The 6,501-nt window shown below is 70.1% G+C and carries 6 protein-coding genes; 3 read left to right on the top strand and 3 right to left on the bottom strand.

Translation table 11 applies throughout. The annotated features are described in order from the left end of the window. The 3 genes from ligA to BGN97_RS15430 all read left to right on the top strand — a co-directional run. Positions 1-1,482, top strand: a 1,482-nt coding sequence (gene ligA, locus BGN97_RS15440) for an NAD-dependent DNA ligase LigA (protein ID WP_292703358.1), incomplete at its 5' end; no start/stop codon positions are given. After that, positions 1,475-1,990 carry an AAA family ATPase gene (locus tag BGN97_RS15435; RefSeq protein WP_292703355.1) on the top strand — a complete coding sequence of 172 codons (516 nt, stop codon included), beginning with the start codon at positions 1,475-1,477 and terminating at the stop codon, positions 1,988-1,990. The genes ligA and BGN97_RS15435, both read left to right, overlap by 8 nt. Then, positions 1,987-2,418: a GNAT family N-acetyltransferase gene (locus tag BGN97_RS15430; RefSeq protein ID WP_292703352.1), complete on the top strand. Its 432-nt coding sequence runs from the start codon at positions 1,987-1,989 to the stop codon at positions 2,416-2,418. The genes BGN97_RS15435 and BGN97_RS15430 overlap by 4 nt, the downstream gene beginning before the upstream one ends. Before the next feature lie 95 nt (positions 2,419-2,513). Here the strand turns inward: BGN97_RS15430 and BGN97_RS15425 are convergent, their stop codons facing one another. From BGN97_RS15425 to BGN97_RS15415, 3 genes are all read right to left on the bottom strand, one after another. Beyond that, a complete protein-coding gene (locus tag BGN97_RS15425) occupies positions 2,514-2,864 on the bottom strand; it encodes a nuclear transport factor 2 family protein (protein ID WP_292703349.1) in 351 nt (116 codons plus the stop codon). A gap of 4 nt (positions 2,865-2,868) precedes the next feature. Continuing rightward, on the bottom strand, positions 2,869-4,749 hold the full coding sequence (locus tag BGN97_RS15420; RefSeq protein WP_292703629.1) for a DEAD/DEAH box helicase: 1,881 nt from the start codon (positions 4,747-4,749) through the stop codon (positions 2,869-2,871). A 68-nt stretch (positions 4,750-4,817) separates the two neighbouring features. Beyond that, positions 4,818-6,501 (bottom strand): long-chain-fatty-acid--CoA ligase (locus BGN97_RS15415; RefSeq protein ID WP_292703347.1); only part of this gene is annotated, 1,684 nt, incomplete at its 5' end.

Genomic DNA, 6,501 nt, shown 5'->3' with positions numbered 1-6,501 from the left:
CCGGTCGCCGCGCAGAGCGAGGTGTACGACCTGCTCGCGGAATGGGGGCTGCCGACCAGTCCGCACACGAAGGTGTGCCACTCGACCGACGAGGTCGCCGAGTTCGTCGCGCACTACGGTGAGCATCGGCACGACATCGAGCACGAGCTGGACGGCATCGTCGTCAAGGTCGACGAGCTCGCACTGCACGCGGAGCTCGGCGAGACCAGCCGGGCGCCGCGCTGGGCGATCGCCTACAAGTACCCGCCCGAGGAGGTGCAGACGAAGCTGCTGGACATCGTCGTCTCGGTCGGTCGCACCGGGCGTGCGACGCCGTTCGCGGTGATGGCGCCCGCGCACGTGGCGGGGTCGGTGGTGCGCCAGGCGACGCTGCACAACAAGGACGTCGTCAAGGCCAAGGGCGTGCTGATCGGCGACACCGTGGTGCTGCGCAAGGCGGGAGACGTGATCCCCGAGGTGCTCGGTCCGGTGGTCGAGCGCCGCGACGGCACCGAGCGCGAGTTCGTCATGCCCGTCGGATGCCCGGAGTGCGGCACGCCGCTGCGCCCCATGAAGGAGGGCGACATCGACCTGCGCTGCCCGAACGCGCGCTCCTGCCCGGCCCAGGTGCGCGGGCGTGTGGAGCACATCGGCTCCCGGGGGGCGCTGGATGTGGAGGCGCTCGGTGAGGTGACGGCCGCCGCGCTCACGCAGCCCAGCCATCCCGCGGTGCCGCCGCTGGACACCGAGGCCGGACTGTTCTCGCTCTCCCTGGAGCAGATCGTGCCGATCTCGGTGGTGGTGCGGGACTCCGAGACGGGGCTGCCGAAGGAGGACGAGGACGGGATCGTCAAGACCCGCTCACCGTTCAGCCGGAACCCCACCGCCGACGAGAAGAAGGCGGGCATCGAGGGCCCGCAGCCGTCGTCCGCCGCGGTGAAGCTGCTCGCCGAGCTGGAGAAGGCAAAGACCAAGGAGCTGTGGCGACTGCTGGTGTCGCTGAACATCCGCCATGTCGGCCCGGTCGCCGCGCGCGCTCTTGCGCAGTGGTTCGGCTCGCTCGACGCGATCCGTGCCGCATCGCGGGACGAGCTGGCCGCGGTGGAGGGCGTGGGCGGCATCATCGCCGACTCGCTGCTGAACTGGTTCGAGGTCGACTGGCATCAGGACATCGTGCGGCAGTGGGCGGATGCCGGTGTGCAGTGGTCCACGCCCGGCCACCCGGGCCCGGGCGCGGCGGTCGCCGAGGGCGGGGTGCTGGAAGGTCTCACCGTCGTCGCCACCGGATCCCTGGACGGCTACACGCGCGAGGGCGCGCAGGAGGCGATCATCAAGGCCGGCGGCAAGGCGGCGTCCTCCGTCTCCAAGAAAACGGATTTCGTCGCGGCAGGGCCCGGAGCGGGGTCGAAGCTCGCGAAGGCCGAGGAGCTCGGCATCCGGGTGCTGGACGCCGCGCAGTTCCACGTGCTGGTGACACAGGGCCCGGACGCCCTGGATGCCTGACCGTCTGATCGTCCTGAACGGGATGGCCGGAGCGGGGAAGACGACGCTCGCCCGCCCGCTGGCCACGGAGCTCGGCGTGCCGTTCGTGTCGAAGGATGCCCTCAAGGAGGCTCTCGGGGACGCGGTGGACGCACGACTGCCCACCCGAGCACTCGGTGCCCTCGCGGCGGATGCACTGTGGCGCATCGTCGGAATGCTGGAGGCGACGGTGCTCGTCGAGTCGGTCTGGCTGGCCGACCGCGACGAGGAGTGGTTCCGGCGCGGCTGGGAGTCCGCAGGCTCGCCGGCGGGTGTGGAGGTGTGGTGCGAGGCGCCACGCGAGGTCATGCGCGAGCGGTTCTTCACTCGGCCACGGCACGCCGTGCACGACGACCAGGGCAGACGCGAGGAGTGGGAGCGGTCCGCGGATGCGGCGCGGCCGATGACAGGGTTCCCGGTGCTGACCGTCGATACCACCGGTCCCGTCGACGTGACCGCCCTCGCCCGCGCTGTGAAGGAGATGCTGTGAACGATGCGACCGTGGTGGACCTGGAGCCCGAGGACACGCGCTGGATTCGCGCCCTGCCCGTGCTGCGGGAGCTGCGCCCGCACCTGACGGACGAGCTGTTCGCCCAGGTGATGCGCGAGGCGGAACCGCAGGGGCTCCGGTTCACGGCGGTCTTCGCCGGCGAGCGCTGCGTGGCGATCGCGGGGTGGCGGATCGTCGCCAGCACCAGCGCCATCCGCAAGCTGTACATCGACGACCTGTCCACAGCCGCGTCCGACCGGTCGCGCGGATACGGGCGGATGCTGATGGACGAGCTGCGCGAGCGGGCCGTCGCCGCCGGGCGCCGTTCCCTGGAACTGGACTCCGGGGTGCAGCGCGTCGACGCGCATCGGTTCTACCTTCGCGAGCGGATGAGCATCACCGCGCACCACTTCGCTCTCGACCTCTGAGCAGGTCTGAGCTCGCGTTCGTGGACACGCCGCGCAGGATCTGGTCCCGACGCTCATCGGCGTGGGGTCTACCTGATGGCGGTGATGTGATCCGGTCAGCCCGTGGGTGTGCCCTGATGGTGCACCAGACGCCAGCCGCTGGGCTCGCGATGCCAGAGCGAGCTGCGCAGCGCCTGCCGATCCGCCATGCGGGATCGCCAGAGAACGAGCACCACGTCGTCCCCGACCCCGCGGGCCTCGAGGTCGTGCACTTCGATGACACCCTCGTCCTCACCGGCGAGCTCGGCGATGATCTCGGTACGGCTCCAGACCTGACCCGACGCCCCGAACTCCGTGAACTCGGGGGCGAGCAGCTCCTCGAGCCGGGCGGCATCGGAACGGCACGCGGGTGCCTGGAGCTCGCGCTCCAGCGCGAGCACCAGATCGAGGTCGCTGCTCTCGGGCATCCGCTCAGCCCTTGTGACGCGGCTTCCGTGCCGGACGGTCATCGCGCTCGAAGCGATCGCCGCGAACGGGTCGGTCATCCCGGGAGTAGCCCCGGTCGCGACCCGCGTCACGCCCGCGTCGGTCGTCCTGGTATCCGCCACGGCGATCGCCGTCGCGCCGATCGCCGTCACGAGGCGCACGGCGGTTCGGCACGCCGCGATCGGGCTTGATCTCGATCAGGCGGCCGGAGATGCGGGTGTCGCGCAGCTTCTCGAGCACGGAGGCGTCGAGGCCCACCGGCAGCTCCACGATGGAGAAGTCCGGCTTGATCGCGATCGCACCGAAGTCGTCACGGCCCAGGCCGCCCTCGTTGGCCAGGGCGCCCACGATCTGACGCGGCTCCACACGATGACGGCGGCCCACCTCGATGCGGTAGGCGGTGTAGTCGCCACGTCCACGGCGCTCGCGCGGGGCACGGTCGGAGCGCTCCGGGCGGTCTGACCGCTCTCGCGGGGGACGGTTGTCGCGCTCGACGGCCCGCGACAGCTCATCGCGCTCCGGGTCGAGCAGCAGCGGGGTGTCGCCCTGCGCGACGACGGCCAGCGCGGCCGCCACGTCCGCCTCGGGGACGTCGTGGTGGCGGACGTAGTGCGCGATGATGTCGCGGAACGCCTCGATCCGGCCGGCGTCCTCGAGCGCGGCCGTGATGGCGTCGTCGAAGCGGTTCAGGCGGGTGGTGTTGACGTCCTCGGTGGTCGGCAGCTGCATCTGCTCCGGCTGCTGACGCGTCGCCTTCTCGATGTGCTTGAGCAGGTAGCGCTCGCGCGGGGTGATGAAGCTGATGGCGTCGCCCTTGCGACCGGCGCGCCCGGTGCGTCCGATGCGGTGCACGTACGACTCGGTGTCGGTGGGGATGTCGAAGTTCACCACGTGGCTGATGCGCTCCACGTCCAGGCCGCGGGCGGCGACGTCGGTGGCGACGAGGATGTCGAGCTTGCCGTCCTTGAGCTGGTTCACGCTGCGCTCGCGCTGCACCTGCGGCACGTCGCCGTTGATGGCGGCCGCGGAGTAGCCGCGGGCGCGCAGCTTCTCGGCGAGAGTCTCGGTCTCGTTCTTCGTGCGGACGAAGACGATCATCCCGTCGAAGTTCTCCACCTCGAGGATGCGGGTCAGGGCATCCACCTTCTGCGCGTACGAGACGACCAGGTACCGCTGGGTGATGTTCTGGTTCGTGGTCGTCTTGGCCTTGATCGCGACCTCTTCGGGCACGTTCAGGTACTTCTGGGCGAGCCGGCGGATCGCGGCGGGCATCGTGGCCGAGAACAGGGCGACCTGCTTGTCCTCCGGCGTCTGCGCGAGGATCTGCTCCACGTCCTCGGCGAAGCCCATCTTCAGCATCTCGTCGGCCTCGTCGAGCACCAGGTACTTCAGCTCGGAGAGGTCGAGGGTGCCTTTGGCCTGGTGGTCCATGATGCGGCCCGGCGTGCCGACGACGATGTGCACGCCACGGCGCAGCGCGGACAGCTGCACGCCGTACCCCTGCCCGCCGTACACGGGCAGCACGCGGACGTCCTTCATGCGCGCCGAGTAGGCCTCGAAGGCCTCGCAGACCTGCAGCGCCAGCTCGCGGGTCGGCGCGAGCACCAGGGCCTGCGGCGTCTTCTGCGACAGGTCGAGGTTCTCGAGCACCGGCAGCGCGAATGCGGCGGTCTTGCCGGTGCCCGTCTGCGCGGTGCCGAGAACATCGCGTCCCTGGAGCAGCAGCGGGATGGTCGCCGCCTGGATGGGCGAGGGCGTCTCGTAGCCGAGGTCGCGGACGGCCTTCAGGACGGGACCGGTGATGCCGAGTTCGTCGAAGCCCGGCTTCGCGGTCTCCTCGGTCGGGGCGGAGGAGTCGGTGGGCACGGCGGCGTTATCGTCAGCAGTCACTAGCTAACGATAGTGCCTGCGCCTGTACGACCGCAGGAAGAGGTTCAGGAGCCCGAGGTCAGGGAGACCAGCTTCTCCTTCACCTGGCGCCGCAGCACCTTGCCGATCAGCGATTTGGGCAGCTCGTCGACCACGAAGATGCGGCGCGGGACCTTGTAGGGCGTGAGGATCCCGCGGGCGAACTCGCGGATCGCCTCGACGTCCACGTCCTTGTCGCCGTCGACGACGATCGCGGCGACGACCTCCTCGCCGGAGTGCTCGCTGGGAAGCCCGACGACGGCTGCGTCCACGACGTCCGGATGCTGGCGCAGAGCGCCTTCGACCTCGGTCGGGGCGACATTGAAGCCGCCGGTGATGATGAGCTCCTTGATGCGGTCGACGATGCGGACGAAGCCGCCCTCGTCGATCGTGACGATGTCGCCGGTGCGGAACCAGCCGTCGACGAAGACCGCCTCGGTCTCCTCGGGCTTGCCGTAGTAGCCGGAGAACACCTGCGGGCCGCGGACGATGAGCTCACCGGCGGAACCCGCCGGGACGTCCTGCGTGGGGTTCTCCGGGTCGACCACACGGCATTCGGTGCCGGGGAGCGGCAGGCCCACGGTGCCGGCCACGCGGTTCTCCGCCACGGGGTTGGCCATCAGCACGGGGGAGCACTCGCTGAGACCGTAGCCCTCCACGAGGAACCCGCCCGAGGCCTTCTCGAACGGCACGACCAGGTCGTGCGCCAGCGCCATCGCGCCGGAGATCGCCACCTCGGTGCCCTTCAGCGAGACGCCCTTCTCGTTCGCGGCGCGCAGCAGGCGCTCGGCGATCGGCGGCACGAGGGGAAGGAACGTGGCAGGGTGCTTCCTGGTGACCTCGAGCACCAGATCCGGGTCGAACTTGGGGAACAGCACCAGCCGGGCGCCCATGGACATCGCGAACGTCAGGCAGAGCGTGAGTCCATAGGCGTGGAACATCGGCAGCACCGCGTAGACCACGCAGCCGTTCCCTCGTGTGATGGACGGCACCCACGCGCGCGCCTGAGCCGCGTTGGCCAGCAGGTTGCGGTGCGTGAGCGAGGCGCCCTTGGGCGTGCCGGTGGTGCCGGACGTGTACTGGATGATCGCCAGATCGTCGGTCTGCGGGCGCGGGTGCGTGGACGGCAGGGGAGCGGATGCCACGATCGCGTCCCATGAGATCGCGCCGCGCACCTTGGACGTGAGCGCCTCGCGGGACTCGCGTGCCTTCGCGATCGGCAGCTTCAGCAGCATCCTCGTCATGAAGGGCATCGCCCGGGTGACGTCGACCGAGATCAGGCTGTCGACGGCGAGATCCGAGGGGAACTCCTGCACGGTCTGGACGACCTTGCTCCACACGATCGCGTGCTTCGCGCCATGGTCCTCGAACTGCTTGCGCAGCTCGCGCGGCGTGTACAGCGGGTTGTGCTCGACGACCACGGCTCCGAGGCGCAGCACCGCGTAGAACGCGATGATGTGCTGGGGCGAGTTCGGCAGCACGATCGCGACGGGATCGCCAGCCTTCACGCCCAGTTCGCGCAGCCCGTTCGCCGCGCGGTCGATGGCGTCCTGCATCTGCCGGTAGGTGGTCTCCGCACCGAAGAACTGCAGCGCCGGGGCATCCGGGTAATCCCGCACCGAGGCCTCGACGATGTCGATCAGCGAGCCCGAGACCGGCGCGAGATCTTCGGGGACGCCTGCGGCGTAGCTGGCAGTCCAGGGGCGGGGA

This window comes from Microbacterium sp. 69-10, assembly GCF_001897945.1.
GTDB lineage: Bacteria > Actinomycetota > Actinomycetes > Actinomycetales > Microbacteriaceae > Microbacterium.
The sequence above is the reverse complement of the archived record's forward strand: the minus strand, read 5'-3'. Positions and strand labels throughout refer to the sequence as shown.

What these genes read in the sequence shown, in the direction of transcription:
- BGN97_RS15435 (WP_292703355.1), top strand. Translation starts at nt 1,475, where the DNA reads ATGCCTGACCGTCTGATCGTCCTGAACGGGATGGCCGGAGCGGGGAAG.
- BGN97_RS15425 (WP_292703349.1), bottom strand. Translation starts at nt 2,864, where the DNA reads ATGCCCGAGAGCAGCGACCTCGATCTGGTGCTCGCGCTGGAGCGCGAG.